The organism is Streptomonospora arabica, from assembly GCF_039531585.1.
GTDB lineage: Bacteria > Actinomycetota > Actinomycetes > Streptosporangiales > Streptosporangiaceae > Streptomonospora > Streptomonospora halophila.
In genome coordinates, this window is the sequence record NZ_BAAAQI010000014.1 from 107,408 (window position 1) to 132,484 (window position 25,077).

The following is a 25,077-nucleotide window of genomic DNA, read 5'->3' on the forward strand; positions in this document are numbered from 1 at the left end:
GGCCGGGCCGCGCGGCCCCGCTCGCCGGCCGGCCCCCGTGCGGACGCGCCCCGTCCGTACACGCGAACGGGGCGCGCGGCCGTGCCGCGCGCCCCGCCGGCCGGAGCGGGCCGGGTGCTAGTCGGCGGCCCGGGCGTCGCAGCGCTGGGCGTCCAGCGCCCGGCGCACGCCCGCCGCGCCCTCGACGAGCAGGCGGCGCAGCGCCGGCGCGGGCTGCTGCTTCTCGATGCAGTCCTCGGTGCGCCGGATGGTCTCCTCCTCCACCAGGTGGCGGGGGTAGGCCATCTCCGCGAACGTCTGGGCGAACTCGCCGGTCCATTCGCGCCAGGCCGGCTCCAGCTGGTCGAAGTAGCGGTCGACGTAGGGCCGGTACAGCTCGCGCTGGGAGGGTTCGGTGAAGCCGGCGAGTGTGGCGCGGAACTCGGCGTTGGCCATCTCGCCCGAGCGGATCCGGTCCCAGGCCCGGGCCTTGGCGTCGGGCGTGGGGATCGCCGCGCGGCAGCCGGCCGCCTGGCGCTCGCCGGTGGCGGTGGGGTCCAGGTCGAGCTCGGCGGCGATCTCCTTCTCGCCGGCCCGCCCGGCGGCGACCAGCCTGCGCAGGAGCGTCCAGCGCAGGTCGGTGTCGATGGTCAGGCCGTCGACGGTGATCGCCCCGTCCAAAAGCCCCTGCAGCAGCGACAAGTGTTCGCCGCCGACAGCGGCCTCGGCGAACCCGTTGGCGTAGGCCAGTTGCAGGTCGCCGCCCGGCTCGGCCGAGGTGAGCAGGTCGCGCAGGCGGCCGGCGAGCAGGTCGAACCCGCGCTCGCGCCAGGCCGGGTCGGTGTAGTTGTGCAGCGCCGCGACGGCCTGGCGCAGTAGCGACTGCACCACCATCACGTCGCTGACACCGCCGATGCCCGAGACGACCAGCCGCACGTAGTCGCGGGCGGCCATCTCGGCGTCGCGGGTCATGTCCCAGGCCGCGGAGAACGACAGCGCGCGCGGCAGCGACTCGGCGATCTCGCCCGCGCCCTCGACGACGGTGCGCAGCGAGCGCTCGTCCAACCGGATCTTGGTGAAGGTGAGGTCGTCGTCGTTGACCAGCACCAGGTCGGGCCGGGTCGTGCCGACCAGTTCGGGTACCTCGGTGCGCTCTCCGGAGACGTCCAGCTCGACGCGCTCGCGGCGGACGATGCCCTGGTCGGTGCGGTCGTAGAGGCCGACCGCCAGCCGGTGGGAGCGCAGCGTGGGGTGCTCCTCCGCCGCCTCCTGGCGCACCGCGAACGACGTGAACGCGCCGTCCGGTCCGACCTCGAACTCCGCGCGCATGGTGTTGACCCCGGCGGTCTCCAGCCACTCGCGCGACCAGGTCGAAAGGTCGCGTCCGGAGGCCTGCTCCAGGTGGCGCAGCAGGTCGGCCAGCACAGTGTTGCCCCAGGCGTGCTCGGCGAAGTAGGCGCGCACCCCGGCGAAGAACGCGTCCTCGCCGACGTAGGCCACCAGCTGCTTGAGCACCGAGGCGCCCTTGGCGTAGGTGATGCCGTCGAAGTTGACCTCGACCGCCTGCATGTCGGGGATGTCGGCGGCGATGGGGTGGGTGGAGGGCAGCTGGTCCTGGCGCAGCGCCCACGCCTTCTCCACGTTGGCGAAGGTGGTCCAGGCCTCGGGCCACTTCGTGGCGTTGACCTGGCAGTAGACGCTGGCGAAGGTCGCGAACGACTCGTTCAGCCACAGGTCGTCCCACCAGCGCATGGTGACCAGGTCGCCGAACCACATGTGGGCCATCTCGTGCAGGATGGTCTCGGCGCGGCGCTCGTAGCGGGCGTCGGTGACCCGCGAGCGGAAGACGTAGTCCTCCAGGAAGGTCACGGCCCCGGCGTTCTCCATCGCCCCGGCGTTGAACTCGGGCACGAACAGCTGGTCGTACTTTCCGAAGGGGTAACGCAGCCCGAACAGCCCGTGGTAGAAGTCGAAGCCCTGCTTGGTCACCTCGAGGATCGCGTCGGCGTCGAGGTACTCCGCCAGTGAGGCCCGGCAGTAGACGCCCAGGGGGATGCCGTCGTGCTCGTCGCGCACCACGTGGTAAGGCCCGGCGATCAGCGCGGTGATGTAGGTCGAGACCGGGGCCGTGGCGGGGAAGTGCCACCGCGACTTGGGGCCGGCCGGGTCCTCGACCGCCTCGCCGGCGACGTCGGGAGCGCTGTTGGAGACCACCTCGAAGTCGGCCGGCGCGAACACGGTGAGCTCGAACGCGGCCTTGAGGTCGGGCTGGTCGAAGCAGGCGTACATGCGCTGCGCGTCGGACGTCTCGAACTGGGTGTAGAGGTAGGTGCGGCCGTCGACGGGGTCGACGAAGCGGTGCAAGCCCTCGCCGGTGCGCATGTAGGCCGCCTCGGCCAGTACCCGCAGCTCGTTGGTCTCCCGCAGGCCGCGCAGCTTGATGCGCCCTCCGTCGAACACCTCCGCGGGGTCCAGCTCCTCCCCGTTGAGCACGACGGAGGACACGCTGGGCGCGGTCAGGTCGATGAAGGTCTCGGCACCCGGCTCGGAGCAGTCGAATCCGACCACCGTGCGTGACTCGAACGTCTGGTCGCTGCCGGTGAGGTCGAGCTCCACGGTGTAGGAGGAGACGGTGAGGACGCGAGCCCGCTCCCGTGCCTCCTCGCGTGTCAGATTGCCCGCCACATCCGCTCCCTTCAGGCCGCCGTCGTCGCCGGCCGGAATCGCTTGTTCCCCGTTGCGGCATCGCTGTGTGGTGCGGTCGCGCCGGAACCGAGGGGTGCAATGCTTGCCGCGTCCGATCCTGCCACGGGCGGCGGCGGAATGCGGAACCGGTCGCCGAGGTTGCAGCCGATTGGACGCGGGTGCGCTCGCGGCCGTGCGGTCGCCTCGTACGGCCGGCAGCGGACCGCCGCCGCGGACGGGCGCCGCGGCGAACATGCACGACGAGGCGGCGAGGAGGTTTTTTGTGACTGAAAGCGACGGGCGGGCGAGCGCCGAGACCGTCACCGCCGACTTCTGGTTCGACCCGGTGTGCCCCTGGGCGTGGCTGGCTTCGCGGTGGCTGCTGGAGGTCGAGAGGATGCGTCCCGTCCAGGCGCGCTGGCATGTCATGAGCCTGGGGGTGCTCAACGAGGGCCGCGACGTCTCCGAGGGCTATGCCAGGCTGCTCCGGGACGGCTGGGGTCCGGTGCGCATCGCCGTCGCCGCCGAGCAGCGGTTCGGCAACGAGGTGCTGGGCCCGCTCTACACCGCTCTCGGCACCCGGATCCACCAGCGCAAGGAGCCGCGCTCGGCCGAGACCTACCGCGCCGCCCTCGCCGAGGCCGGGCTGCCCGAGGAGCTCGTCGAGGCCGCCGACTCCGCGGAGTACGATCAGGAGTTGCGCCGCTCCCACCACGACGGCATGCGGCGCGTGGGCTACGAGGTCGGCACACCGGTGATCTCGGTGGAGGGCGTCTCCTTCTTCGGCCCCGTGGTCACCCCCGCGCCGAAGGGCGAGGCCGCCGCGCGGCTGTGGGACGGCGTGCGGCTGGTCGCCGGCACCGACGGGTTCTTCGAGTTGAAGCGCAGCCGCGACCGCGAGCCCGTCTTCGAGGCCGGGTAGCCGCGGGCGTCGGCGGGGCGCGGAACTTTCGGCGCGGCGGCGGCGTCGACCCGTAGAGACCGACGAACGGACGGGAAGGCCTGGGATGAGCGCACCCGAGGACGAGCGCGTGGTGGATCTGGGCGATGACGACTTGGAGATCCTGCCCGACACCACCCGCGACGAGTACGGGCCCGGCTGGGGCGACGAGCGCGACGACAACACCGACCGGCTGCTGGAGGAGCGCCCGCCGCACTGGTGAAACCGCCGATCCCGGAACGGCCCGGGGAGCCGAATGCCAGAACGCCGTTCTGGGAAAGTGGATGCCATGCGTTCCCTCTACCTGAACGGCGCCTGGACCCCTTCGGCCTCCAGCGGCGCCATCGACGTCATCGACCCCGCGACCGAGGAGGTCGTCGACGCGGTCCCGGCGGGCGAGGCCTCCGACGTCGACCGCGCCGTCGAGGCGGCCGGCGCCGCCTTCCCCTCCTGGTCGGCACTGCCCTACACCGAGCGCTGTGCGCACCTGGCCCGCGCCCTGGAGCTGCTCCAGGAGCGGGCCGGGGGCGTCGCCGAGACCATCGCCACCGACATCGGCGCGCCGCTGAAGTTCGCGCAGAAGGTGCAGACGGGCTTCCCGCTGCTGATGTTCCGCACCTTCCTGGAAATCGTGGAAGTCCACGGCGAGCGGCTGTTCGCCGGTGAGAAGGCGGGCGAGGGCGAGTCCCTCGTCGTGCGCGAGCCCTATGGAGTGGTCGGCGCCATCACTCCGTGGAACTACCCGCTGCACCAGATCGTGCTCAAGGCCGTGCCCGCGCTGGCGGCGGGCAACACCGTCGTGCTCAAGCCGACGGAGGTCGCGCCGCTGGCCGCCTACGCCCTCACCGAGGTGCTGCACGACGCCGGGCTGCCTGCGGGCGTGTTCAACCTCGTCTCGGGCACCGGCCCGGTGGTGGGCGAGGCCGTCGCCGCGCACCCGCGGGTCGACATGGTCTCCTTCACCGGTTCCGGCCGGGCGGGCAAGCGGGTCAGCGAGGTGGCCGCGGCGACGGTCAAGAGGGTCGCCCTGGAACTGGGGGGCAAGTCGGCCAACGTGATCCTGCCCGACGCCGACCTCTCCTCCGCCGTCAACAACGGTGTGGCCGACGTCATGCGCAACACCGGGCAGAGCTGCGACGCGCTGAGCCGGATGCTCGTCCCGCGCGAGCACTACGACGAGGCGGTACGCACGGCCGCCGAGGCCGCGCGCAAGTACGCGCCGGGCGCCCCCTTCGAGGAGGGCGTGCGCATGGGCCCGGTCGTCTCCGCGGCCCAGCGCGAGCGCGTGCGCGACTACATCGAGATCGGCGTGAAGGAAGGCGCCCGGCTGGTGACCGGCGGCACCCAGGCCCCCGAGGGCCGCGACCGCGGCTTCTTCGTGCGGCCCACCGTCTTCGCCGACGTCGACAGCGGCATGCGCATCGCCCAGGAGGAGATCTTCGGCCCCGTCCTTGCGCTGATCGCCTACGACACCGAGGACGACGCCGTGCGGATCGCCAACGACACCGACTACGGGCTCTCCGGCGCCGTGTGGTCGGCCGACCCCGACCGCGCGCTCGCGGTGGCGCGGCGGCTGCGCACCGGCCAGGTCAAGATCAACGGAGCGGGTGTCGAGCCGCGGCTGCCCTTCGGCGGCTACCGCCGCTCGGGCGTGGGCCGCGAATGGGGCCTGCACGGCATCGAGGAGTTCTGCGAGGTCAAGGGTATACAGCGATAACGGCGATAACGCCGCCCCGGTGCTGGGCGGTCGCCGGCGTATGGCACCATCGGCAGCGGTGCGAAGCTCCCGGCGGGCGCTTCGCGCCCTGTGTCCGGTCATCCGATACGAGGTGCGAGTTGAGCAAGCTGACGGAGTCGAAGGCCGGCCCGCTGAGCAAGGACATCAAGGCCATCGTCCTGGCCAACGTCATCGCGGTGGTCTCGCTGGTCGCCTTCGCCGCCATGGGGATGGGCATCGCGACGGTCGCCACCGGCGAGTCGCTCTTCCAGGGGCTGTGAACCGGTCCGGGCGGCCCGGCCGCCCGGTGGCGACCCCCGCTGTCCGCCCGCCCGCGACCGGCGCAGGAGCGCCGGGGCGGGCGCTTCTCATGGGAAACTAGAAGACGTGCGTGTATACCTTGGCAGTGACCATGCGGGATTCGAGCTGAAGGAGCACCTCGTCGCCTGGCTCAAGGAGCAGGGCCACGAGGCCGCCGACGCCGGTCCCGCCGGATACGACCCCGCCGACGACTACCCGCCGTTCGTGCTGCGCGCCGCCGAGGGCGTTGCGGGGGACGCCGGGACGCTCGGTGTGGTGATCGGCGGTTCGGGCAACGGCGAGCAGATGGCGGCCAACAAGGTCGCCGGCGTGCGCGCCGCGCTGGCCTGGAGCGAGGAGACCGCCCGGCTGGCCCGCCTGCACAACGACGCCAACGTCGTCGCGATCGGCGCCCGCATGCACACCGAGCAGGAGGCCGAGGCCTTCCTCCGGGTCTTCTTGGAGACCCCCTACAGCGGCGAGGACCGCCACACCCGGCGCATCGACATGCTCGGCGCCTACGAGCGCTCGGGTGAGCTGCCGCCGCTGCCCGGCGGCGGCTGAGCCCGCGCGCCCCTGCCGATGGGAACGGCGGATCCGCGGCGCTGCCGGTGCGCGGATCCGCCGGTCCGCGAGCGCGGGCGCCGATCGGGCGGTGCGGCCGCGGGCGGTGCGCGCGCTCTGCTGTGACGGTAATACCAACGACCCGGGCTGGAAAGCCCCGTTCGGCGCGGATCTCCCGTGAGTGCGGGGGATCCGCGCCGACCACCGGGTACGCGTCCGCTCCCCGGCCGGCCGGGAGCGGCCTAGAAGATGTTGCCGCAGTGCGGCCGGTCGGACCGGTGCAGCGCCGTGTCGAGCCGGTGCACGGCTCCCGGAGCCGCCTCGCTGATCAGTCCGGCGGCCAGGTAGCCGCCCAGGCGGGTATCGCCGAGGTAGGCGGCGCCCAGGTGCGAGACGTCCAGGCTGACGTCGGGCGCGGCTTCGGTCGAGGTGCAGCGGGCGGCGGTGGTGTCGGCGCTCAGCCGCCAGCGGCCGGCGTTCCACGGGCAGTGGCGGTCGCGCACCTCGATCACCGCGTCCACCGGGGCCGCGTAGGTCCGCTTCTCCAGCGCGGCGGGCAGGTCGACCAGCCGGATCCACAGGTTGTCGACCTGGCGCCTGCGGACGCGGTAGGGATCGGCCAGCAGGTGCAGCAGCGGGTCGTCGGGCGCGGCCATGTCATGGGAGACCCGCTGCACCAGGTCGCGGGTGAGCACGTGCTCCCACAGCAGTGTGGCGGCGGCCGGCGCGGTGGAGTAGATCTCCTTCACCCGCAGGCTTCCCTCGGCGGCGCCGTGCTCGCTCCAGCGCTGCGCGGTGCGGTAGAGGACATAGCCCAGGGGGCCCGCGTCGTCCTCGGCGACGGCGCACTGCAGGGCGCTCTGGCCGCGGCGGTGCGCGGGCTTGTCGCGCAGCAGCGCGTCCCACCACGAGGTGCCGCGCTGGAACTCCCCGACGCGCTGGGCCGCGGCGGCCTTGTGCACCTCCTCCAGCTCCTTGCGCACGTCCTCGGCGCCGGCCAGGCGCAGCCGCAGGGCCGGGTCGCGCGGCGCCTCGGGGCGCAGAGCGGCCTCGCGGGTGTGCACGTCGAAGTCCACGGCCGCCGCCGCCGGTCCGTAGCCGAAGCGGCCGTAGATGCCTCCCTCGGAGGCGAACAGCGCGGCCACGTCCTCGCCCCGGTCGCGGATGTCGGCCAGCTGCCGGCGCATCAGCGCGCTGAGGACGCCGCGGCGCCGGTGGGTGGGCCACACGCCCACGTCGGTGACCCCGGCCACCCGGCGCGGGCCGCCGGGCATGGTCATGGTGAAGGAGTGGACTCCGGCCGCGCCCACACAGCGGGCCCCGTCGTAGGCCGCCAGGGTGCGGTCGGCCTCAACGCTCTCCCGCACCTCCTGGAAGTCGTAGTCGGGGATCAGCAGCGCCTCGTGGACGACGTGGACGGCCGCGGGCAGCTCGGACTCCTCGGGCACCCGGACGTCCCACCGCGCGCCCGGGTCCGGCTCCGCCTCGTGAGCGGAGGATTCAGGGGAGAAGGACATATCCACTGTCTCTATCACCGTCCGCATTCCGGCGCGAGCGGTTTTTCGCTCACCGGTTGTGACCGGACCGCAGCCCGGTTTTCCGGGTGTCCCGGACTGTGATTTCGCCGCGAATCGCCTGAGATCTCCGCACCGGACTGACGGACGGGCCATTATCCGCCCATACTGGAACGTGCGGGGTTGTATACGGGATTCGGTGTGTCAGCTGGGGGGATATCGGTTGGTCCCATACCGGGGACAGCGGCGTCGGGGCAGCAGGGGCGGCGTGCCGGGGGCGGCCGTGCGCGCTACAGTGCGGGCACAATGAACGCCAAGCCCACAGCCCGCGCCCTCCGCCATGTGCGCTCCCTGTGGCAGCGCGTGGCCGCGCTGCTGCGGCGCAAGGTGCTCTTCCGCTACCGGCTGGTGCTGATCACTCTGGTGCTGCTGGCGGTCGGCATCGGCGTGGGCGCGGTCTGGGGCCCGCCCGGATGGTTCCCGCCCAGCGCCGTGATCGTCACCGTGGTGGCGGGCGGCCTGCTGCTCAAACGCAAGAGCCTGGCGTTCCTGCTCGGGGTGGACGCCGCGGTGCTGCTGTTCACCGCCTTCACCCTGGACTTCTCCCAGGTCGGCCCCGGGCTGCTGGTGACCATCGGCGCGACCGCGGTGGTGGCCTATCTGCTCTCGGGTGTGCGCGAGCGCCTGGGCATGCAGGGGCTGAGCGGGGAGCGGATGCTGCTGGAACTGCGCGACCGGCTGCGCGCCCAGGGCGAACTGCCCCGCCTGCCGCACGGCTGGGGCGGAACCGCGGTGCTGCGCCAGGCCGGCGGCTCCTCCTTCGGCGGCGACTTCGTCGTCTCCATGCGCCAGGGCGACCGCCTGGAGGTGGCGGTGGTCGACGTCTCCGGCAAGGGCGTCGACGCCGGCACCCGCGCCCTGCTGCTCTCAGGCGCATTCAGCGGCCTGATCTCGGCCGTGCCCAGCGGCGAGTTCCTCGCCCACTGCAACGACCACCTCATCGGCACGGCCCTCGGCGAGGGCTTCGTGACGGCGGTGCACCTGAGCCTGGACCTGGAGAGCGGCGACTACCTGCTCGCCTCGGCGGGCCACCCGCCGGCGATGCAGTTCGACTACGGCGCCGGACGGTGGTCCTCCACCGAGGCCAAGGGGATCGTGCTGGGCGTGATGCCCGAGACCCAGTACACCCCGGTCAAGGGGCGGCTGCGCCCCGGCGACGCCATCATGCTCTACACCGACGGGCTGATCGAGACCCCCGGCGAGGACCTCGACGCCGGGGTGGACCGCCTGCTCGGCGCGGCCGACACCGCCGCACTCCAGGGCTTCGGCGCCGGCGCGGAGACCATCGTCAACTCGCTCAGCAAGGGCAAGAACGACGACACCGCGCTCGTGGTGATCTGGCGCGACTGAGACCGCCCGCGGCCGCAGCGTCCCGGGCGCCGCGCACGTGGCGGTAGGGTCGTCGTGTTCCCCGGGCAGACCAGTGGTGCCTCGTTGCCGTGTCCAGAGGCCCCCGCGCCCCAGCGGAGTTTTCGCGTTCGTCAGGAGGGGGTGCTCAGCATGGCCGAAGACGACTCCGGCGCGGAGCTGACCGAGCTGGTCGAAGCCAACGACCTCACCGGCATCCGGTTGTGGCTGGCCGAGCATCAGCCCTATGAGATAGCCGACGAGCTGGAACGCGTCTCCAGTCATATAGCCCTGGTCCCCTTCCGGCTGTTGGACAAGGACCGCGAGCTGGAGGTCTTCGAGGAGCTCGACCCGGTCCACCAGCAGGAGATCCTGCTGGGACTGCGCGCCACGGCGTTCCACGAGCTGCTGGAGTCGATGGACCCCGACGACCGGGCGCGGCTCATCGGCGAGGCCCCCGCCAAGATCGCCACCCGCGCCCTGGCCGGCCTCAGTCCGGCCCAGCGCAAGATGACCGCGGCGCTGCTGGGCTACCCGGAGGGCTCGGTCGGGCGCTACATGACCCCCGAGACCGTCATCCTGCACCGCGACCTGACCGTCGGGCGCGCCCTGGAGGTGGTGCGGGCCAAGGGCGCCGACGCCGAGACGGTCTACACGCTTCCGGTGGTCGACGACGGCCGCCGCCTGGCCGGCACCGTGCAGCTCAGCGACCTCGTGATCAGCGACGACGACAGCCTGGTCAAGGACATCGTCGACGTGCTGGTGCCGCGGGTGAGCGCCACCGAGCCGGCCGAGGAGGCCGCCCGGCTGATGCAGCAGGCCAACATGGTCGCGATGCCGGTGGTGGACTCCGAGGAGCGCTTCGTGGGTCTGCTGACCTTCGACGACGCGTTGGAACTGATCGAGGCGGCCGACTCCGAGGACATCGCCCGCCAGTCCGGCGCCAGCCCGGTGGCCGGGCACTACGTCGCCGCGGGCGTCGTGCGCCTGGCCCGTGCACGCTCGGTGTGGCTGCTGCTGCTGATCGTCGCGGCCACGCTGACGGTCAACGTCATGCAGGGCTTCGAGGCGACCCTGGAGCAGGTGACCGCGCTCGCGCTGTTCGTGCCGATGCTGACCGGAACGGGCGGCAACGTCGGCTCCCAGTCGGCCACCGCGATCGTGCGCGCCCTGGCGGTGGGCGAGGTGCGGCTGCGCGACCTGCCCAAGGTGGCCTGGAAGGAGTCGCGGGTGGGCCTGCTGCTGGGGCTGATGCTCGCCGCGATCGCGATGCTCATCGGCACGGCGCTGGTGGGTGCGCACATCGCGGTGGTCGTCGCCGCCTCGGTGATCGCCATCTGCACCTGGGCGGCGGTCATCGGCAGCACGATGCCGCTGCTCGCCCGCCGCGTGGGAGTGGACCCCGCTGTGGTCTCGGCGCCCCTGGTCTCGACCCTCGTCGACGCGACCGGGCTGCTGATCTACTTCACGGTCGCGCGGCTGATCCTGGGCGTGTGACACCGGCGGCGGTCGGCCGGACGGCCCCGCCCGAGCCGCCGTCTGCGGACTACCCACAGGAGGAATAACGCGCGGCTGACCGGGTATCGCGGAGGGCGACCGGACAAGCCCCGCGACGTGTCCGACAGGGGGTGGGCGACATGTCCGAAGGCAGCGCGTTCGACAGGCTCAAGCGCAAGGTCGGCGAGCACAGCGGGAAGGTCGAGCAGGGCGTCGGCAAGGTGAAGGACTTCGCCAAGCAGAAGACCGGCGGCAAGTACGACGACAAGATCGACAAGGCCGGGGACAAGGCGACGGAGTACCTGTCCGACGACCAGCAGCAGAACCGGGACCAGGGCGGCTCCGGCGAGCAGGGGCAGCGCTAGGCGCCCGCACCGCTACGCGGCGCACCGCGGCGGTCGCGGACCACGAACCCGCGGTCCGCGGCCGCCGCGTCGTGTGCGGTTCGGCACCGAGGTCCGGGCCGGACGGTGCTCAGGCCGAGGCGTCGTCGGTCCGCGCGCTCCAGCGGCCGCCGCGGCGCTCGATGGCGATGGGGTGGTCGAAGCAGGCGGTGACCGGCTTGGTGGCCAGCGTCTCCTCGGCCTCTCCCGACGCGACGACCTGGCCGGCGCGCAGCAGCAGGGCGTGCGTGGTCGAGGCGGGCAGTTCCTCCAGGTGGTGGGTCACCAGCACGGTGGCCAGCTCAGGGTGCTCGCGGCGCAGTTCGTCGATGCCGGTGATCAGCTGCTCGCGGGCGGCGACGTCGAGCCCGGAGGCCGGTTCGTCGAGCAGGAGCAGCCGGGGTGCCGGCATCAGCGCGCGGGCGATCAGCAGCCGGCCGCGCTCGCCTTGGGAGAGCGTCGGCCAGGTGTCGTCGCGCAGCGCGCCCACGCCCATCGTCTCCATGAGGGCGTCGGCGCGGGCCGCCTGCTCGGGGGAGGGGCGCCAGCGCGGCGGCGGCTCGATGCTGCCGGTGGCGCCGGTCAGCACGATGTCGCGGCCGCTCAGCGCGGAGCGCAGGTCGTGGCGCGGGTTGACGTGGCCGATGTGGCGCCGCAGCTCGCGGACGTCGGTGCGGCCGAGCCGCCGGCCGAGCACCTCGACGGTGCCGCGCGTGGGGTGCTGCTCGGCGCTGAGCAGGCTGAGCAGCGTGCTCTTGCCGGCGCCGTTGGGCCCGAGCAGGGCCCAGTGCTCTCCGGGGCGGACGACGACGCTCACGTGGTCGAGGAGCTTCTTGCCGGATCGGGCGACGTCGACACCGTCGGCTGCGAGGACGGGAGAGGTCGGGGAGGTCACCGGTCCAGGGTAGCGGCGTTCTCCGGCGGCGGCGGCGTGCCGGCTGTCTGAAATGTCTGGATACCGTGGTGTCGAGGGCCGTGTGCCCCGAACCCCCGGGAGCGCGGACGGCCACCGCCGCCGGCCAGCGAGGAGCAGACACCGGTGACCCCGACAGGCCGACCCTGCCGACTGATCGTGTGCCGCGGCTGCTGCTGCGGCACGGCCGAGAAGCGGCCCGGCGTCGACCACGAGGGCCAGCTGAAGCGGCTGAGCGGCCTGCGCGACGGCGCCGGGCGCGACGTCCCCGTGCGCACGAGCACCTGTCTTGGGCCGTGCTTCCAGGCCAACGTCGTGGTCGTGCAGCCCTCGGCGGAGGGGCGCGAGGGGGGCGGGCGGCCGGTCTGGCTCGGCGGGTTCACCGAGGACCGGCTGATCGACGACCTCGACGACTGGATCCGCGCGGGCGGACCCGGCGCTGCGCCGCTGCCGGAGTCCCTGGCGGAGCGCGTCACGTCCAAGGACGCCAAGAAGCCGAAGAAGGACAAGAAGTCCAAAAAGGCGAAAAAGGACAAGAAGGCCGAGAAGGCGAAGAAGGGTAAGGCGCAGAAGAGTCGCAGTGCGGCCGCCCGGACGGATGGGGCGGGGGAGCCGCCCGAAGGGAAGAGCGGCAGGAAGTCCAAGAACGACAAGAAGAAGTCCAAGAAGGACAAGAAGGCGAGAATGGCCGCGCAGGGCGGGGAGGGCCCGTCCGGGACGCGGCCGCCCGGCAGGCCGGACGGCAAGGACGGCAACGACGGCGAGGACGGCAAGCAGGCCGGGAAGAGCCGCAAGCGGAGGAAGGCCGGCGGCGGGGGCCGCACCGAGGAGCCGGCGAAGCGGGCGAAGGAGTAGGTTCGCGCCGACCCGCCCCGGCCGCCCCGGCCGCCCCGGCCGGACCGGCCGGGGCGGGTCGGCGCGGGTCTACTTCTGCGAGACGGGTGCGGGGCGGCCGCGTGCCCGGCGTCCGCCCCGCACCCGCTTGGGAGCCGCTGCGGCCGCCCCCCGTAGGCCGCCCGCAGCGGGCCCCTGCCCCGCGGCTCCCGCTTGTGGCTAGTCGCCGACCGGGGCCGCGGCGGGCTTCGGGTCGCCGCCGGCGCCGCCCTCCGCGTCGCCGCCGCTCGTGCCCACTGTGGTGGCCAGCGCCTTCTCGCGGATGAAGAACGCCAGCACGAATCCGAGCAGCACGACCGGCACGCCGTAGATGAAGATCGGCGGCAGGGCGTCGGCGAAGGCGTGCACGATCAGCTGCTGGGCCTGCTCGGGCATCCGCGCCAGCATGTCCGGGGTCAGCGAGCTCAGCCCGGCCTCGCCGCCCCGGGCCTGCAACTGGGACGAGGCCGCACCGGGCATGGCGGCCACCTCGTCGTTGAGCCGGCTGACGAAGATCGAGCCGAACACCGCGATGCCGAGCGAGGCGCCGATCTGGCGGAAGTAGTTGGTGGCCGAGGTGGCCGTGCCGAGGTAGCGCTGCGGCGCCGAGTTCTGCACGATCAGCACCAGGTTCTGCATCACCATGCCCACACCCAGGCCGAGCACCAGCATGGCCGACGCGTTGTACAGGTAGGAGGTGTCGGCGTCCATCCGCGAGAGCAGCACCAGGCCGGCGGTGATCACCGCGGTGCCGGCGATCGGCCAGACCTTGTAGCGCCCGGTCCGGCTGATGATCTGGCCGGTGGTGATGGTGGCGGTCAGCATGCCCGCGACCATCGGGATCATCCGCAGCCCCGACTCCGTGGCGCTGGCGCCGTTGACCATCTGCAGGAAGGTCGGCAGGTAGGACACCGTGGAGAACATCGCGATGCCCACGGTGATCCCCACCAGCGACGTCAGCACGAACTCGCGGTCGGCGAACAGGCGCAGCGGGATGATGGGCTCGGCCGCGTAGCGCTCGGCGAGCACGAACAGCGCTGCGGCGGCCGCGGCGCCGGCGCCCAGGCCGATGATCACCGGGCTGGACCAGTCGTACTCGGTGCCGCCCCAGCTGCTGACCAGCACCAGGCACACGCTGGCCGCGGCCAGCAGGAGCGTGCCCGCGTAGTCCAGCCGGGGGCGCGGGCCCGACGGCCGGGGCAGCTTCAGCACGATGCTGGTGACCAGCAGCGCGGCGGCGCCCAGCGGCAGGTTGATGTAGAAGATCCAGCGCCAGGAGAGGTGGTCGGTGAACACCCCGCCCAGCAGCGGGCCGGCGACCGACGCGAGGCCGAAGACGCCGCCGATGAAGCCCATGTAGCGACCGCGGTCGCGGGCGGAGACGATGTCGGCGATGATGGCCTGCGCGCTGATCATCAGCCCGCCGCCGCCGATGCCCTGCAGGGCGCGGAAGAGGATGAGCTGGTTCATGTCCTGGGCCATGCCGCACAGCACCGACCCCAGGAGGAACACGATGATGGCGAACTGGAACACGACCTTGCGGCCGAAGAGGTCGCCGGCCTTCCCGTAGATCGGCATGCCGACGGTGGCGGCCAGCATGTAGGCGGTGACCACCCAGGAGAGGTGCTCCAGTCCGTTCAGCTCGCCCACGATGGTCGGCAGGGCCGTGGAGACGATGGTCTGGTCCAGGGCGCCGAGCAGCATCGTCAGCATGACCCCGAAGAAGACCCACATCACCGTGCGCCGCGGTAGCGGCCCCGCGGAGTCCTGCTCCGGCGCGGGCCCGGGCGGCTGCTGCCCCCGAGTCGATGTCATCGGCGGATTCTCGCTTCCCTGGTCGGATGTGGTGCGGACCAAGCGCCCCGCGGTGCGGGGAGGCCGTCCGCTGCGTGTGGACCGGTGCGTGTTCTAGGCAGCCGGGCGGAAGGTGCGGCGGAGCGCGTCGAAGGCCTGGTCGAACAGTGCGCGGAGCTCGGACACGTCGTCCCGGGCGTCCGCGGAGCCGTCGGCGCCCGCATGGGTCTGCAGCCGGCGCATGGAGAACCGCATGGCGGTGATCCCCAGCGACGCGACGATCTGCGGGCGGATGTCGTCGGGGTCCTCGCCGAGGCGCTCGGCGACGCTTTCGCCCACGTACCGCTCCATGTCGGCGAAGGCGGCCATGACCCGCGGCACCAGGTGCGGCTCCCGCTGCGCGAGCCGCTTGCGCTCGTGGACGTCGGCCAGCCGCTGGCCCAGGTCCTCCGCGTCGGAGTCGGCCAGCGGGGAGAGCAGGAAGATCTTCAGGTCGTCCAGCAGGTCGCCGGTGGGGCCGTGGGCGACGAAGACCGCACGGGCCTCGTCGTCCGGGCGCGGCGGCCCGTCGCCGACGATCGCCTCCTCCTTGGAGGAGAAGTAGTTGAAGAACGTGCGCTTGGAGACGTCGGCGGCGGCCGCGATGTCGTCGACGGTCACGTGCTCCGAGCCGCGCTCGACGGCCAACCGGACCGCCGCCCGCTGGAGGGCGCGCCGTGTGGTCGCCTTCTTGCGCTCGCGCAGGCCCATGGTCCACCTCCTCGGCCGAGTCCGGAGGCGCTCTCCGCATCTCCCGTTCAATGATTGCACTTGATGAAAAAATGCGCAAAGTGAATTAATGCGTGACGTGTATCTCTTTGTCCGTAGGCGTCCCATCCGCATGGGGGCGGCTCCGCCGCTGCGGCGCGGCCGCACCGGCGGCTGCGCGCGGCGCTCAGAGCTGAAAGGGCGTCTGGACTGCGCGAGAGCGCGAGCCGCGGCGCAGGCTCCGGTCCCTGCCGGCCCGGCGAAGGCGCGGGGCCGCTGCGCGGCTGCCTGAGCGCTCAGGCGCGCGTGGCGGCGGTGCCCCGCTCCTCCTTCTCCTGCGAGGCGAACTGGGTGCGGTACAGCGCCGTGTACAGGCCGCCCTCGCGCAGCAGCTCCTCGTGGGTGCCCCGCTCCAGAATCCGGCCGTCCTCCAGCACCAGGATCTGGTCGGCCTCCCGCACGGTCGCCAGGCGGTGCGCGATCACCAGTGAGGTGCGCCCGGCGAGCGCGGTGCGCAGCGCCTCCTGCACCGCCGCCTCGGACTCCGAGTCCAGGTGCGCGGTCGCCTCGTCCAGCACCACCACCGAGGGCGCCTTGAGTAGCAGGCGCGCGATCGCCAGCCGCTGCTTCTCGCCGCCGGAGAGGCGGTAGCCCCGGTCGCCGACCATCGTGTCCAGGCCGTCGGGCAGGTTGGCAAGCAGGCTCTCCAGCTGCGCGGCGCGCATGGCCTCGACCAGCTCCTCGTCGGTGGCGTCGGGGCGTGCGTAGCGCAGGTTGGCTCCCACGGTGTCGTGGAAGAGCTGCGGGTCCTGGGTCACCACGCCCGTGGCGTCGCGCAGCGAGCGGTCGGTCGCCTCGCGCAGGTCGACGCCGCCGATGCGCACCGAGCCCTCCAGCGGGTCGTACAGCCGCGACACCAGGTGGGTCAGCGTCGTCTTGCCGGCGCCCGAGGGGCCCACCAGAGCGACGAGGCGGCCGGCCTCGGCGGTGAAGGACACGTCGCTGAGGACCTGGGTGTCGGCCGTGGTCTCGGCCTGCGGGGTCAGCTCCAGCGACTCCAGCGACGACTCGTCGGCGGTGGGGTAGCGGAAGGAGACGCCGTCGAACTCCACCGACAGCGGGCCGTCGGGCAGGTCGCGGGCGTCGGCGCTTTGCGCGATCATCGGCTTCAGGTCGAGCACCTCGAACACGCGGTCGAAGCTGACCAGCGCCGTCATGACCTCCACGTGCACGTTCGACAGCGCCGTGATGGGCGCGTAGAGGCGCGTGAGCAGGGTCGTCATGGCGACGAGCGTGCCCAGCTCGAAGGCGCCGCCGATGACCAGGTTGCCGCCGACGCCGTAGACCACCGCGGTGGCCAGCGAGGTGATCAGCCCGATCATGGTGAACAGCAGCCCGCCGTAGACCGCCTGGGCGACGCCGACGTCGCGTACGCGCGCGGCGCGCTCGGCGAACGAGTCGGCCTCCTCCTCGGGGCGGCCGTAAAGCTTGACCAGCATCGCACCGCCGACGTTGAACCGCTCGGTCATCAGCGAGCTCATGCCGGCGTTGAGGTCCATCCCGTCGCGGGAGATCTCGGCGACCTTGCGGCCGATCAGCTTCGCCGGCAGGAGGAACAGCGGGACCAGCAGCAGCGCGATCAGGGTGATCTGCCACGACAGCAGCGCCATCGTGGTGATCACGGCGACCGCGCTGATGAGGTTGGAGACCACCGACTGCAGCACCGAGGTGATCGCGCGCTGGGCGCCGACGACGTCGGTGTTGAGGCGGCTGATGAGCGAGCCGGTCTGGGTGCGGGTGAAGAAGGCCAGCGGCATGCGCTGGACGTGCCGGAAGACCTGCGTGCGCAGCAGGTAGATGACGCCCTCGCCGATGCGCGAGGACAGCCAGCGGCTCGTCAGGCCGAGCGCGGCCTCGAACACCGCGAGCAGCGCGACCCCGACGGCCAGCATCGCCACCAGTGAGGTGTCCTGCTGCGATACGCCCCGATCGATGATGGCCTTGAGGAGCAGCGGGTTGGCGACGACGATGCCGGAGCTGACGGAGGTCGCCAGCAGGAAGAGCACGATCGCGCGCCAGTGCGGCCGGGCGTAGTCCGCGATGCGCCGGACGGTGCCCGGCGGGAGGCTGGTGCGCTTCGCGCTGCCGTCGTTGACCAGCGACCGGTAAATCGGGGGGCCGCCGCCCATCCCGCCCGTCATCATGGCGCTACCCCGTTCCAATCCGTCTCAGCCGCGATCCCGGCGCCCGTTGCCACAGGTCGCAGGAGGTCGCGGACAGGTGTTCGTACGGATGTGTCAACACCGCCGACACATACCTGCTTCCCCGCTGCTCCGCGCGGATGCGGGGGCGTGGGGAGGCTACCGGCTCGCCCGCGCGGCGCAGTGGGGCGGGCCGGGAGGGAAGCCGTGCGGGAGGCCGAAGAGGAGGCGGCCGCGGCCGCGGCCGGGCGGGTCGGCGGCCGCTGCGAGGCTCCGGGCCCCCAGGGGGTTCGGAGCCGCGACAGACTCCGGGCTCCGGCGGAAGCTACGGGGACCCGGACAGGCGGCTCAGCGCGGCGCTGGTCGAGCGGCCCCGGGTCATGGGCATCTCCCACGCCTCGGCGCCGAGCGCGTCCGCGCCGCGCCGCTTGGCCTCGGTGTGGGGGTCGCCGTCGGTGAAGGCCAGCGCCGCGATGCCCAGGGGGCGCAGGAGGTCGGCATAGGCGTCCCAGCTCGTCACGTCGCCGGGGCCGGAGATCACGAAGACCCCGTCCACGCAGATCAGCGCGGACAGCACCTCGGCACGCTCGTCGTCGGGGTTCACCGGCCGGCTGGGGCCCTTCCACCCGCGTACACGCGCGTCGTCCTCCACCCCTACAACCAGCGGAAGGTCGGGCCGGCGCCGCCGGACGTCGGAGAGGAACCGGACGTGCCCCACGTGCAGCACGTCGAAGGCGCCGGTGACCACGACGGGAGCGGCAGGGGAGTCGGGCCGGGAGAACCAGCGCAGCGTCAGAGAGGGCACCTGCAGCGGATCAGGGTTCGTCATCACTCACCTTCACGGCCGGCACAGCTACCTCGGTCGGCTACCCATCCGGCTCCGCCCGCACAGACAACATATCCGCGCGGTCCGGTATTCCGTTGCAAACAAAGTGTTCAACACGATACGTTGAAAACATAATGTTCAACATCGCGTCCGACGTGTCGGACGCGTCCATGACGCCGGAGAACCGATCCGGAGGGACCCATGACCGGCAGCAGCCGCGACCCCGCCACCGCCTTCACCCCGCCCTCCGCCGACGCGGCCCGCCGCGAGCGCGAGTACACAGCCCTGTTCCACATCACCCGGCGCCACGCGGCCGGCGAGGCCCGTCGCCGCTGGGAGGAGGACTCCATGGTCATGGAGCCGCTCGACGCCGTCCGCCGGGTCCACGACTTCGCGGCCGGCGGCGCCGAGCGCGAACCGGGCGAGGAGGAACCGGACCACACCGACATCAACGCGGCGCTCACCCTGGCCCCGCGCATGCGCGCCGACCTCGACGCCCTGGAGTCGGGCCTGCTCACCATGGCCCGCGGCCGCGACATGACCTGGCAGGAGATCGCCTTCGGGCTCGGCCTCAGCACCCCGCAGGCAGCCCGCCAGCGCCACGACCGCCTCAACGGCCGAACGGGGGAGTGAGCCCGCTGCCGCGCCTCCCGACTCCCTCGGGCGATTGTCCTCCCTTGGGGATACCGGTTCGCTGCGATGGTAGCCGCGCGACTCCAGCCCGAGGAGGGTTGAAAGGGAGTGGCATAAGCCGGTAGCGCAGCGCGGAGGAGTCGCTGATGCGGGCGTGCAGGCGCGGGGCGATCATGGAGGACAAGGTGCACGCTCCCCGCATGCTGATCACCGCGATGATCCTCGGCGGCATCGGAGTCGTGATCGGCCTCATCGGCGGGTTCGGCGCGCTGCTCGTCGGCGGCCTCGGCTCGACCTTCGAGAACGGGGGCCCGGGAAACTTCGTCGGGCTCGCCTTCACTGCCGGGTTCATCGGCGTCGCGGCGGTCATCGGTGGCGCGCTGGTCAGAGGAGCGTCCAAGACCGCCGCCCTGCTGCTTCTGGTCTCCGGTGTCGGCGGCTTCCTCGCGGTGTCGACGGCATGGATTGTCGCCGGACCGCTGCTGATCGTCGGCGCACTTCTCGCCTGGTTCGGCAGCGGCAGGCCAGGGGCGGTCACCGCCCGTCCGCCCCCGCAGCCCGAACCCAAGAGCGGCCCCGGAGGCGGCCCCGGAACGGAGAACTGACCGCCCGCGCCGCTCCCGGAGCCTGCCCGCGCACCCCGGTCGGCACGGCGGCCGCTGTCCGGCATCGGCGGCTTCATCGCGGTGTCGATGGCATGGCTGGTCGCCGGCCCGCTACTGGTCGCCGGCGCGCTCCTGGCGTGGTTCGGCCGCAGGGGGACGAAGGCAGCGCCCGCCCGACACCCCACGCCCGAGCAGAACCCGGTGCCCTGACAACGGGGCCCCGCCGGCCGTCGCCTCGCGGCGCCCGGCCGTGCCGGAACAGGGCGGCGCTCGCGCCGATCAGCACCCTCTACGGCCAAGGGCCAGGTCCGCCGGGGCTCCCGGCTGACCTGGCCCTTCGGCGGTCAGAGCGGGCGACGGGAATCGAACCCGCATGGCCAGCTTGGAAGGCTGGAGTTCTACCATTGAACTACGCCCGCGTGGCGTCAGTGCCCCGGAGTTTCCTCTAGACTCGTGGGGCCGACGGAGACCAGACTACAGTCTTCGCAGCGCGGGTTGTGCCAAATTTTCGCGGGCACCGGCGCGAGGTTCACGGGGAGTAGCGCAGCTTGGTTAGCGCGCATGCTTTGGGAGCATGAGGCCGCGGGTTCGAATCCCGCCTCCCCGACAAGAAGACTCGTGGCGCCGGGCGCGTGCCGCGTGCGCCGTGAGGGCCGCTCTGACTGCCCTAGACTTGGCACGATCAGCAGGAAAACGCCAAAGCCAGTCTCGGGCCCCGCAGCTCGGTGACACACAGCCTGCGCCGGCCTGCCGGTACGTCAGTCCGGTGGCCGGGAGTGTGCCCTGCGTGCCGGGTCGTCCCGGAAAACTGCCCGCAATCTAGGAGTACCGCCCCGTGAAGACCGATGTCGAGGAGCTCAGCCCGACCCGGGTCAAGCTGACCATCGAGGTTCCCTTCGAGGAACTTGAGCATGCCTTCGACGTGACCTACAAGTCGCTCGCCAAGCAGGTGCGCATCAAGGGCTTCCGCCCCGGCAAGGCGCCCGCTCGGCTGATCGACCGGCACGTCGGGCGCGGAGCGGTGATCAGCGAAGCGGTGAACCACGCCGTCCCGGAGCTGTACAACGAGGCCATCCAGAAGGAGGAGATCTTCGCTCTCGGCCAGCCCGACGTGGAGGTCACCAAACTGGAGGACAACGACGAGCTCGCCTTCACGGCCGAGGTCGACGTCCGACCCAAGTTCGAGGTGCCCGACTACGAGGGCATGCAGGTCACCGTCGACGACGCCGAGGCGACCGAGGAGCAGGTCGAGGAGCAGGTGGGCAACCTGCGCGAGCGCTTCTCCACCCTCGTCGGCGCCGGGCGGCCGGTCCAGCAGGGCGACCACGTCTCCATCGACCTCTCCGCCTCCGTCGACGGCGAGCCGCTCGAGGACGTGCAGACCAGCGGCCTCTCCTACGAGGTCGGCACCAACACCATCCTTGAAGGCCTCGACGACGCCCTCGAAGGCATGTCCGAGGAGGAGTCGGCCACCTTCTCCACCAAGCTCGTCGGCGGCGAGTACGAAGGCCAGGACGCCGACGTCACCGTCACGGTGCACAGCGTCAAGGTCAAGGAGCTGCCGGAGCTCGACGACGAGTTCGCGCAGATGGCCAGCGAGTTCGACACCATGGAGGAGCTGCGCGCCGACATCCGCTCGCGGATGGCGCAGGTCCGCCGCCTCCAGCAGCTCAACCAGGGCCGCGACCGCGCCCTGGAGAAGCTGGTCGAGTCGGTCGAGATCCCGCTGCCCGACTCCGTGGTCGGCGAGGAGGTCGACCGCCGCAACCAGAGCCTGGAGCAGCAGCTCTCCCAGAGCGGCCTGAGCAAGGAGTCCTATCTGGAGTCCCAGGGCCAGTCGGAGGAGGAGTTCGAGGAGGAGCTCAAGACGGGCGCCACCTCCGCGGTCAAGGCCGGGTTCATCCTGGACCAGATCGCGATCGAGGAGGAGCTCTCGGCTGACAACAGCGAGCTCACCCAGTACGTCGTGGAGCAGGCCCAGCGCATGGGCGTCTCGCCCGACCAGCTCGCCAACCACCTCGTCGAGTCCAACCAGATCCAGGTGGCCTACACCGAGGTCGTCCGGGCCAAGGCGCTGGACCTGGTGATGGAGAAGGCCACCATCACCGACGAGTCCGGCAACGTGGTCGAGCGGGAGGCCGAGGACGAGGCCGGTGCCGGCGAGGCCGAGTCGGCCGCCGACGCCGAGGCCGCGGTCGCCGAGGGAGCCGAGGAGCTGGACACCGGGTCCGACAGCCCCGAGGTCCGCGACAGCGCCGAGGCCGAGCAGAGGTAGTCCGCTGCCTGTGCCCCCACCCGGGGAGAGGTACCGCGCGTTGTCGCATCACGAGCATTCGAGCCCCGCACCGCCCGCCCGGGTCGGCGCGGGGCTCGTTCGCTCATTGCGGAAAGTCCAGGCAGGCGCCGCGGCCACCTGCGCTCAAAGCGAACAGGCCCGCCAATCGTGCGAGCCGAACCGCTGCGGGCGTTAGTGTCGCAGGCGTCGCAACCGTTTCGAGTCCGGAGCAGGTGACGAGAGTGCCGCCGACCTTCAATGAGTCCCAGGGAATCGACGCCCGTACGCCCGAGTCGCCTTTTCCCTCGATGTACGAGCATACGTCCCAGCGCCTGCTGCGCCAGCGCATCGTCTTCCTCGGCCAGCAGGTCGACGACGAGATCGCCAACCGCATCGTGGGCGAGCTGCTGCTGCTGTCGGCCGAGGACCGCCAGCGCGACATCACGCTTTACATCAACTCGCCCGGCGGTTCGGTTACCGCCGGCATGGCCATCTACGACGTCATGCAGTACATCCCCAACCACGTCCGCACGGTGGGGATGGGAATGGCGGCGTCCATGGGCCAGCTCCTGCTGTGCGCCGGCGCGCCCGGCAAGCGCTACGCGCTGCCGCACACCCGCGTCATGATGCACCAGCCCTCCGGCGGGATCGGAGGCACCGCCTCCGACATCCGCATCCTGGCCGACCAGCTGCTGTACGTGAAGCGGATGTTCTTCGAGCGCGTCTCGCTGCACACCGGCCAGGCCCAGGAGCAGATCGAGAAGGACGCCGACCGCGACCGCTGGTTCACCGCCCAGGAGTCCAAGGACTACGGCTTCATCGACGAGGTGCTCGAGGGAACCCTCGACGTGACCGGGGAGCAGTCGCAGGCCGGGTGACCGGCGAACCCATCCGTGTGGACAGGTGCACTGTGGAAGGCCAGAACATGACCGAGTACAACCCCAGCCCCTATGGCGGCGGCATGGCGCCGATGAGCCCGCAGAGCCGCTACATCCTGCCCTCCTACGTCGAACGCACGTCGTACGGCGTCAAGGAGATGAACCCCTACAACAAGCTCTTCGAAGAGCGGATCATCTTCGTCGGGGTGCAGATCGACGACACCTCCGCCAACGACATCATGGCGCAGCTCATCACGCTTGAGCAGATCGACGCCGACCGGGACATCCAGATGTACATCAACTCCCCGGGCGGCTCCTTCACCGCGCTGATGGCCATCTACGACACGATGCAGTTCGTGCGCCCCGACATTCAGACGGTGTGCATCGGCCAGGCCGCCTCCGCGGCCGCGGTGCTGCTCGCCGGCGGGACCAAGGGCAAGCGCGGCTGCCTGCCCAACGCCCGCGTGCTGATCCACCAGCCCGCGACCGAGGGCACCCACGGCCAGGCCAGCGACATCGAGATCCAGGCGAACGAGATCATGCGGATCCGTGAGCAGATGGAGCAGACGCTGGCCCGGCACACGGGCCAGACCCAGGAGCAGGTTTCCCGCGACATCGAGCGGGACAAGATCCTCACCGCCGAAGGCGCCAAGGAGTACGGGCTGGTCGACTACGTCCTGCCCTACCGCAAGACGTCCCTGAAGTAGGGGCGCGCCGGGGCGGCGAGCGTCCGAGGCGGGCCGGCCACCACACGCCGTGCGACCGCTGTGTGGTGATGCCGGTCCGCGGCTTCGCTTAGTCTCGGAGGAACGACGCACAGATCGCCCCGCCCATCGTTCGCGCGAAGGGCATATCCTGCAGAAGCGGTAGCTTGCTCGAAGACAGGGCACGTCATCCGCTTTCGCGGCACCGCCGGGTGGCCGATGACGGGGTGGCCTACGTTTTAAGGAGTGGCTGGGTGGCACGCATCGGCGACGGTGGAGACCTGCTGAAGTGCTCGTTCTGCGGCAAGAGCCAGAAGCAGGTGAAGAAGCTCATTGCCGGCCCCGGCGTCTACATCTGCGACGAGTGCATCGATCTGTGCAACGAGATAATCGAGGAGGAGCTCGCCGACTCCACCGAGCTCAAGTGGGACAGCCTGCCCAAGCCGCGCGAGATCTACGAGTTCCTCGACTCGTACGTGATCGGCCAGGAGCAGGCGAAGAAGGCGCTGTCGGTCGCCGTCTACAACCACTACAAGCGCGTCCAGTCCGAGGGCGACCGCCCGCGCGACGAGGACGTGGAGATCGCGAAGTCCAACATCCTGCTGCTCGGCCCCACCGGGTCGGGTAAGACCCTGCTCGCCCAGACCCTGGCCAAGATCCTCAACGTCCCCTTCGCCATCGCCGACGCCACCGCGCTCACCGAGGCCGGCTACGTCGGCGAGGACGTCGAGAACATCCTGCTGAAACTGATCCAGGCCGCCGACTACGACGTCAAGAAGGCCGAGACCGGCATCATCTACATCGACGAGGTCGACAAGGTCGCGCGCAAGAGCGAGAACCCCTCGATCACCCGCGACGTCTCCGGCGAGGGCGTGCAGCAGGCGCTGCTGAAAATACTGGAGGGGACCACCGCCAGCGTGCCTCCGCAGGGCGGGCGCAAGCACCCCCATCAGGAGTTCATCCAGATCGACACCACCAACGTGCTGTTCATCTGCGGCGGAGCGTTCGCCGGCCTGGAGAAGCTCATCGAGTCCCGCGTCGGCAAGCAGGGCATGGGCTTCAACGCGGTGCTGCGGCCCTCGGCCGCCAGCGGCGAGGACGCCTCCGACCAGTTCACCGACGTCATGCCCGAGGACCTGCTCAAGTTCGGCATGATCCCCGAGTTCGTCGGCCGCCTCCCGGTCATCACCAGCGTGCACAATCTGGACCGCCAGGCGCTGATCCGCATCCTCACCGAGCCGCGCAACGCGCTGGTCAAGCAGTACCAGCGGCTGTTCGAGCTGGACAACGTCGAGCTGCAGTTCAGCGACGACGCGCTGGACGCCATCGCCGAGCAGGGCATCATCCGCGGCACCGGTGCACGCGGGCTGCGCGCCATCATCGAGGAGGTGCTGCTGTCGGTGATGTACGAGGTGCCCAGCCGCGAGGACGTCGGCCAGGTCATCATCACCCGCGAGGCGGTCCTGGAGCACGTGAACCCGACCATCGTGCCGCGGACCAAGCGGGGCCCCGAGCGCGAGGAGAAGAGCGCCTGAGCGCTTCGGCGCCCGCAGCTCGCACACGACGGCGGGCGGACTCCCCTCGGGGAGCCCGCCCGCCGTCGTTTCGGCGCGGTACCGGTACCTCAGGCCGTTCCGACCGC

Annotated in this window: 23 protein-coding genes and 2 tRNA genes; 17 read left to right on the top strand and 8 right to left on the bottom strand. The window is 71.5% G+C overall.

What is annotated here, in order from left to right; all coding sequences use genetic code 11:
* Positions 1 to 117: 117 nt before the first annotated feature.
* Complete coding sequence (gene pepN / locus ABD284_RS19690; RefSeq protein WP_344145588.1) at positions 118 to 2,664, bottom strand: aminopeptidase N; 2,547 nt, start codon at positions 2,662 to 2,664, stop codon at positions 118 to 120.
* A gap of 283 nt (positions 2,665 to 2,947) precedes the next feature.
* Here pepN and ABD284_RS19695 point away from each other — a divergent pair, with 283 nt between their 5' ends.
* The 5 genes from ABD284_RS19695 (at position 2,948) to ABD284_RS19715 (ending at position 6,185) form a co-directional block, all read left to right on the top strand.
* Positions 2,948 to 3,586: a mycothiol-dependent nitroreductase Rv2466c family protein gene (locus ABD284_RS19695; protein ID WP_344145590.1), complete on the top strand. Its 639-nt coding sequence runs from the start codon at positions 2,948 to 2,950 to the stop codon at positions 3,584 to 3,586.
* 85 nt (positions 3,587 to 3,671) lie between these two features.
* Positions 3,672 to 3,827, top strand: coding sequence for a hypothetical protein (locus tag ABD284_RS19700; RefSeq protein WP_344145592.1), 156 nt, complete (start codon positions 3,672 to 3,674; stop codon positions 3,825 to 3,827).
* 66 nt (positions 3,828 to 3,893) lie between these two features.
* A complete protein-coding gene (locus ABD284_RS19705) occupies positions 3,894 to 5,321 on the top strand; it encodes an aldehyde dehydrogenase family protein (protein WP_344145594.1) in 1,428 nt (475 codons plus the stop codon).
* Positions 5,322 to 5,440: 119 nt separating this feature from the next.
* Positions 5,441 to 5,602, top strand: a complete 162-nt coding sequence (locus ABD284_RS19710; protein WP_344145596.1) for a hypothetical protein — start codon at positions 5,441 to 5,443, stop codon at positions 5,600 to 5,602.
* 106 nt (positions 5,603 to 5,708) lie between these two features.
* The gene (locus tag ABD284_RS19715; protein WP_344145598.1) at positions 5,709 to 6,185 is read left to right on the top strand and encodes a ribose-5-phosphate isomerase; all 477 of its coding nucleotides are present in this window, start codon (positions 5,709 to 5,711) and stop codon (positions 6,183 to 6,185) included.
* Positions 6,186 to 6,427: 242 nt separating this feature from the next.
* Here ABD284_RS19715 and ABD284_RS19720 read toward each other — a convergent pair whose 3' ends face one another.
* Complete coding sequence (locus ABD284_RS19720; protein WP_344145600.1) at positions 6,428 to 7,702, bottom strand: GNAT family N-acetyltransferase; 1,275 nt, start codon at positions 7,700 to 7,702, stop codon at positions 6,428 to 6,430.
* Between the two features lie 303 nt (positions 7,703 to 8,005).
* Here ABD284_RS19720 and ABD284_RS19725 point away from each other — a divergent pair, with 303 nt between their 5' ends.
* The 3 genes from ABD284_RS19725 (at position 8,006) to ABD284_RS19735 (ending at position 10,968) form a co-directional block, all read left to right on the top strand.
* Complete coding sequence (locus ABD284_RS19725; protein WP_344145602.1) at positions 8,006 to 9,109, top strand: PP2C family protein-serine/threonine phosphatase; 1,104 nt, start codon at positions 8,006 to 8,008, stop codon at positions 9,107 to 9,109.
* A 150-nt stretch (positions 9,110 to 9,259) separates the two neighbouring features.
* Positions 9,260 to 10,603, top strand: a complete 1,344-nt coding sequence (gene mgtE / locus ABD284_RS19730) for a magnesium transporter (RefSeq protein ID WP_344145604.1) — start codon at positions 9,260 to 9,262, stop codon at positions 10,601 to 10,603.
* Positions 10,604 to 10,743: 140 nt separating this feature from the next.
* Entirely contained in the window at positions 10,744 to 10,968 is a 225-nt protein-coding gene (locus ABD284_RS19735; RefSeq protein WP_344145605.1) for an antitoxin, read from the top strand.
* 109 nt (positions 10,969 to 11,077) lie between these two features.
* Here ABD284_RS19735 and ABD284_RS19740 read toward each other — a convergent pair whose 3' ends face one another.
* Complete coding sequence (locus ABD284_RS19740) at positions 11,078 to 11,881, bottom strand: ABC transporter ATP-binding protein (protein ID WP_344145606.1); 804 nt, start codon at positions 11,879 to 11,881, stop codon at positions 11,078 to 11,080.
* 144 nt (positions 11,882 to 12,025) lie between these two features.
* Between ABD284_RS19740 and ABD284_RS19745 the strand changes: the two genes are divergently transcribed.
* Positions 12,026 to 12,754 (top strand): (2Fe-2S) ferredoxin domain-containing protein, encoded by a 729-nt coding sequence (locus ABD284_RS19745; protein ID WP_344145607.1) that lies wholly within the window; start codon positions 12,026 to 12,028, stop codon positions 12,752 to 12,754.
* A gap of 198 nt (positions 12,755 to 12,952) precedes the next feature.
* Here the strand turns inward: ABD284_RS19745 and ABD284_RS19750 are convergent, their stop codons facing one another.
* The 4 genes from ABD284_RS19750 to ABD284_RS19765 form a co-directional block, all read right to left on the bottom strand.
* Positions 12,953 to 14,587 (bottom strand): MDR family MFS transporter, encoded by a 1,635-nt coding sequence (locus ABD284_RS19750; RefSeq protein WP_344145608.1) that lies wholly within the window; start codon positions 14,585 to 14,587, stop codon positions 12,953 to 12,955.
* A gap of 93 nt (positions 14,588 to 14,680) precedes the next feature.
* Complete coding sequence (locus tag ABD284_RS19755; protein ID WP_344145609.1) at positions 14,681 to 15,316, bottom strand: TetR/AcrR family transcriptional regulator; 636 nt, start codon at positions 15,314 to 15,316, stop codon at positions 14,681 to 14,683.
* Positions 15,317 to 15,609: 293 nt separating this feature from the next.
* A complete protein-coding gene (locus ABD284_RS19760; RefSeq protein ID WP_344145641.1) occupies positions 15,610 to 17,502 on the bottom strand; it encodes an ABC transporter ATP-binding protein in 1,893 nt (630 codons plus the stop codon).
* Between the two features lie 337 nt (positions 17,503 to 17,839).
* Positions 17,840 to 18,343 carry an adenylyltransferase/cytidyltransferase family protein gene (locus ABD284_RS19765; RefSeq protein ID WP_344145610.1) on the bottom strand — a complete coding sequence of 168 codons (504 nt, stop codon included), beginning with the start codon at positions 18,341 to 18,343 and terminating at the stop codon, positions 17,840 to 17,842.
* 198 nt (positions 18,344 to 18,541) lie between these two features.
* Here ABD284_RS19765 and ABD284_RS19770 point away from each other — a divergent pair, with 198 nt between their 5' ends.
* From ABD284_RS19770 to ABD284_RS19780, 3 genes are all read left to right on the top strand, one after another.
* Entirely contained in the window at positions 18,542 to 18,973 is a 432-nt protein-coding gene (locus ABD284_RS19770) for a DNA-binding protein (protein ID WP_344145612.1), read from the top strand.
* 146 nt (positions 18,974 to 19,119) lie between these two features.
* Positions 19,120 to 19,578 carry a hypothetical protein gene (locus ABD284_RS19775; protein ID WP_344145614.1) on the top strand — a complete coding sequence of 153 codons (459 nt, stop codon included), beginning with the start codon at positions 19,120 to 19,122 and terminating at the stop codon, positions 19,576 to 19,578.
* Between the two features lie 87 nt (positions 19,579 to 19,665).
* On the top strand, positions 19,666 to 19,788 hold the full coding sequence (locus tag ABD284_RS19780; RefSeq protein WP_344145616.1) for a hypothetical protein: 123 nt from the start codon (positions 19,666 to 19,668) through the stop codon (positions 19,786 to 19,788).
* A 138-nt stretch (positions 19,789 to 19,926) separates the two neighbouring features.
* Here the strand turns inward: ABD284_RS19780 and ABD284_RS19785 are convergent.
* Positions 19,927 to 19,997 (bottom strand) — tRNA-Gly (locus tag ABD284_RS19785).
* Positions 19,998 to 20,110: 113 nt separating this feature from the next.
* Between ABD284_RS19785 and ABD284_RS19790 the strand changes: the two genes are divergently transcribed.
* From ABD284_RS19790 to clpX, 5 genes are all read left to right on the top strand, one after another.
* Positions 20,111 to 20,185, top strand: a tRNA-Pro gene (locus ABD284_RS19790).
* Between the two features lie 228 nt (positions 20,186 to 20,413).
* The gene (gene tig / locus ABD284_RS19795) at positions 20,414 to 21,853 is read left to right on the top strand and encodes a trigger factor (protein ID WP_344145618.1); all 1,440 of its coding nucleotides are present in this window, start codon (positions 20,414 to 20,416) and stop codon (positions 21,851 to 21,853) included.
* A 272-nt stretch (positions 21,854 to 22,125) separates the two neighbouring features.
* Complete coding sequence (locus ABD284_RS19800; RefSeq protein WP_344145643.1) at positions 22,126 to 22,731, top strand: ClpP family protease; 606 nt, start codon at positions 22,126 to 22,128, stop codon at positions 22,729 to 22,731.
* A gap of 47 nt (positions 22,732 to 22,778) precedes the next feature.
* A complete protein-coding gene (locus ABD284_RS19805; RefSeq protein WP_311543648.1) occupies positions 22,779 to 23,438 on the top strand; it encodes an ATP-dependent Clp protease proteolytic subunit in 660 nt (219 codons plus the stop codon).
* A 251-nt stretch (positions 23,439 to 23,689) separates the two neighbouring features.
* Positions 23,690 to 24,970: an ATP-dependent Clp protease ATP-binding subunit ClpX gene (clpX, locus tag ABD284_RS19810; RefSeq protein ID WP_344145621.1), complete on the top strand. Its 1,281-nt coding sequence runs from the start codon at positions 23,690 to 23,692 to the stop codon at positions 24,968 to 24,970.
* The last annotated feature ends 107 nt before the right edge of the window (positions 24,971 to 25,077 follow it).

Coding starts and splice junctions, on each gene's coding strand:
- ABD284_RS19780 (WP_344145616.1), top strand. CDS start 19,666: ATGGCATGGCTGGTCGCCGGCCCGCTACTGGTCGCCGGCGCGCTCCTG.
- ABD284_RS19765 (WP_344145610.1), bottom strand. CDS start 18,343: ATGACGAACCCTGATCCGCTGCAGGTGCCCTCTCTGACGCTGCGCTGG.
- ABD284_RS19770 (WP_344145612.1), top strand. CDS start 18,542: ATGACCGGCAGCAGCCGCGACCCCGCCACCGCCTTCACCCCGCCCTCC.
- ABD284_RS19805 (WP_311543648.1), top strand. CDS start 22,779: ATGACCGAGTACAACCCCAGCCCCTATGGCGGCGGCATGGCGCCGATG.
- ABD284_RS19705 (WP_344145594.1), top strand. CDS start 3,894: ATGCGTTCCCTCTACCTGAACGGCGCCTGGACCCCTTCGGCCTCCAGC.
- ABD284_RS19775 (WP_344145614.1), top strand. CDS start 19,120: ATGCGGGCGTGCAGGCGCGGGGCGATCATGGAGGACAAGGTGCACGCT.
- ABD284_RS19725 (WP_344145602.1), top strand. CDS start 8,006: ATGAACGCCAAGCCCACAGCCCGCGCCCTCCGCCATGTGCGCTCCCTG.
- ABD284_RS19720 (WP_344145600.1), bottom strand. CDS start 7,702: ATGTCCTTCTCCCCTGAATCCTCCGCTCACGAGGCGGAGCCGGACCCG.
- mgtE (WP_344145604.1), top strand. CDS start 9,260: ATGGCCGAAGACGACTCCGGCGCGGAGCTGACCGAGCTGGTCGAAGCC.
- ABD284_RS19735 (WP_344145605.1), top strand. CDS start 10,744: ATGTCCGAAGGCAGCGCGTTCGACAGGCTCAAGCGCAAGGTCGGCGAG.
- ABD284_RS19760 (WP_344145641.1), bottom strand. CDS start 17,502: ATGGGCGGCGGCCCCCCGATTTACCGGTCGCTGGTCAACGACGGCAGC.
- ABD284_RS19755 (WP_344145609.1), bottom strand. CDS start 15,316: ATGGGCCTGCGCGAGCGCAAGAAGGCGACCACACGGCGCGCCCTCCAG.
- ABD284_RS19750 (WP_344145608.1), bottom strand. CDS start 14,587: ATGACATCGACTCGGGGGCAGCAGCCGCCCGGGCCCGCGCCGGAGCAG.
- ABD284_RS19700 (WP_344145592.1), top strand. CDS start 3,672: ATGAGCGCACCCGAGGACGAGCGCGTGGTGGATCTGGGCGATGACGAC.